General features: G+C 61.3%; 1 protein-coding gene and 1 pseudogene. Both read left to right on the forward strand.

Going from position 1 to position 2,594, the window contains the following annotated elements:
- Positions 1-182: 182 nt before the first annotated feature.
- A complete protein-coding gene (gene istA / locus QPL98_RS19300) occupies positions 183-1,724 on the forward strand; it encodes an IS21-like element ISSpu5 family transposase (RefSeq protein ID WP_011786627.1) in 1,542 nt (513 codons plus the stop codon).
- A gap of 11 nt (positions 1,725-1,735) precedes the next feature.
- Positions 1,736-2,490 (forward strand): annotated as a pseudogene (gene istB / locus QPL98_RS19305) (IS21-like element ISSpu5 family helper ATPase IstB).
- Positions 2,491-2,594: the final 104 nt, after the last annotated feature.

A 2,594-nucleotide genomic window follows, 5' to 3' on the forward strand; every position in this document is an offset into this window, starting at 1 on the left:
TGCGTATTCCAGACCAAGGTTGCCACTGATTCCAGACGAAGCCTGCCACCCATTCCACGCGAAAGCTGCCACTGATTCCACGGCAAAGCTGCCACCCTGGCAGGCTGCCTGATTTCCCCATCAAAACGTCCGGCGCGGGATAACTAACGGTACTCTGCTCCTTTTCATCCGGAGAGGGTCAGATGCCAGCGAAGAGGTTATCCATGCGTAAAATCAAAGAAGTCCTTCGCCTCAAGTGGGAGCGAGGGCTGAGTAACCGGCAGGTTGCCGCAGCCTGCGGCATCAGTCGCCCCACTGTGAGCGAGTATCTGCGGCGTGCTGCTGAGGCGGAGCTTGGCTGGCCGCTGCCAGAGGATCTGAGTGAAGCCCAGCTGGAGCAACGGCTGTTCCCGCCACCACCGGATCTGCCGGCACAGGCCCGAGGCATTCCGGATTGGAAGCGAATCCACGATGAACTCCGGGGCAAGAACGTCACCCTGTTCCTGCTCTGGCAGGAGTACCGGGAAGCCAATCCGGATGGCTACCAGTACAGCTGGTTCTGCGAGCACTACCGGGCCTGGCAGGGCAAGCTGGATCTGGTGATGCGTCAGGACCACCGAGCCGGTGAAAAGCTGTTCGTGGACTATGCTGGGCACACGGTGCCCGTCATTGACCGCACCACCGGTGAGATCCATGAGGCGCAAGTCTTTGTGGCGGTGATGGGTGCGTCCAATTACACCTACGCCGAGGCCACCTGGAGCCAGACCCTGCCGGACTGGATCGGCTCCCACATCCGAGCCTTCGAGTTCTTGGGCGGCGTGCCGGAACTGGTGGTTCCGGATAACCTCCGTTCCGGCGTCAGCAAGGCCCATCGCTACGAGCCGGATCTCAATCCGACCTATCAGGATATGGCTAGCCATTATGGCGTGGCCGTTGTCCCCACACGGGTTCGCAAGCCCCGTGACAAGGCCAAGGTGGAAGGTGGCGTATTGATCGTTGAGCGCTGGATCCTGGCGGCCCTGCGCCACCGTCAGCACTTCTCCCTGGGGCAACTCAACGCCACCATCCGTGAGCTGTTGGAGAAGCTCAATAGCCGCCCCTTCCGCAAGTTGCCCGGGTGCCGGCTTGATCACTTCAAACAGCTGGACCAGCCGGTTCTACAACCGCTACCCGCCGAGCCGTATGTCTACGCCGAGTGGAAAAAAGCCCGGGTACACATCGACTACCACGTGGCCATCGATGGGCATTACTACTCGGTGCCCTACACCCTGATCAAGAAAGAGGTGGAGGTCCGGATCACCCACAACACCATCGAATGCTTCCACCGAGGCAACCGGATCGCCAGCCACCGGCGTTCGGATCAGAAGGGTCGGCATAGCACCATCGCCGCTCACATGCCGGAGTCCCATCGCCAAGCCGGCGAGTGGACCCCAGAGCGACTGACCGCCTGGGCAGCCAAGACTGGACCGGCAACTGAAAAGCTTATCCGTACCGCGCTGGGGGCAAGAAAGCATCCGCAACAGGCCTATCGGTCCTGTCTGGGCATTCTCCGGCTGGGCCAGAGTTACGGCGAGGCACGATTAGAGCGTGCCTGCCAACGCGCCCTGATGCTGGGCAGTTGCCGATACAAGAGCATCGAATCCATCCTCAAACACCGCCTGGATGAGCAGCCCCTGGAAGAGCAACAAGACCTGGCCTTACCCGACACACACGACAACATCCGCGGCCCTGCCTACTACCACTGAAGGAATCTGACATGCTGAAACACCCCACACTGGATAAGCTCCACGCCCTCAAACTGACCGGCATGGCCGCCGCCCTAGAGGATCAGTCGGCCACCCCCGACATCACCGATCTGAGCTTCGAGGAGCGCCTCGGGCTGCTGGTCGACCGGGAAATGACGGAACGGGACAACCGACGCATGAGCAGCCGCCTGCGCCGGGCCAAGCTGCGACACGCCGCCATCCTCGAAGACATTGATTACCGGAACTCACGGGGCCTGGATAAAGGGCTTGTCCAGAGTCTGGCCAGCTGCCAGTGGGTGAAGGAACACCTGAACGTGCTCATCACCGGCCCGACTGGCGTCGGGAAAACCTGGTTGGCCTGTGCTCTGGCACACAAGGCCTGCCGGGAGGGTTACACCGCCCAGTACGTCCGCCTGACCCGGCTGCTACGAGAGCTGACCATCGCCAAGGGCGATGGCCAATACTCAAAGCTCCTGACCAGCCTGGCCAAGGTCGACGTGCTGATCCTGGATGACTGGGGGCTGATGAAGCTGAGCGCGGAGAACCGGCGGGACTTGCTGGAGGTGCTGGAAGACCGACATGGCCGGCGCTCCACCATCGCCACTAGCCAATTACCCATCGAGGAATGGCACGGCGTCATCGGTGACGCCACTCTGGCAGATGCCATCCTGGACCGGCTCGTACACAACGCCTACAAGATCAATCTGCGGGGCGAATCCATGCGAAAACAGCGGCAAAGTTGACGGGCACTGAGACTTCGGAGTAAGAAGAGAAACCCCGCGTCGCTACGCTCCGATGGGTGGCAGCCTTGCTCCGGTCCGGGTGGCAGGCTTCACGTGGAATGGGTGGCAACCTTCAGCGGTTTACGCA

Source organism: Marinobacter sp. ST-43 (assembly GCF_030541085.1).
Lineage (GTDB): Bacteria > Pseudomonadota > Gammaproteobacteria > Pseudomonadales > Oleiphilaceae > Marinobacter > Marinobacter nauticus.

Excerpts from the sequence above, each read along its gene's own strand:
- istA (WP_011786627.1), top strand. The coding sequence starts at position 183 with ATGCCAGCGAAGAGGTTATCCATGCGTAAAATCAAAGAAGTCCTTCGC.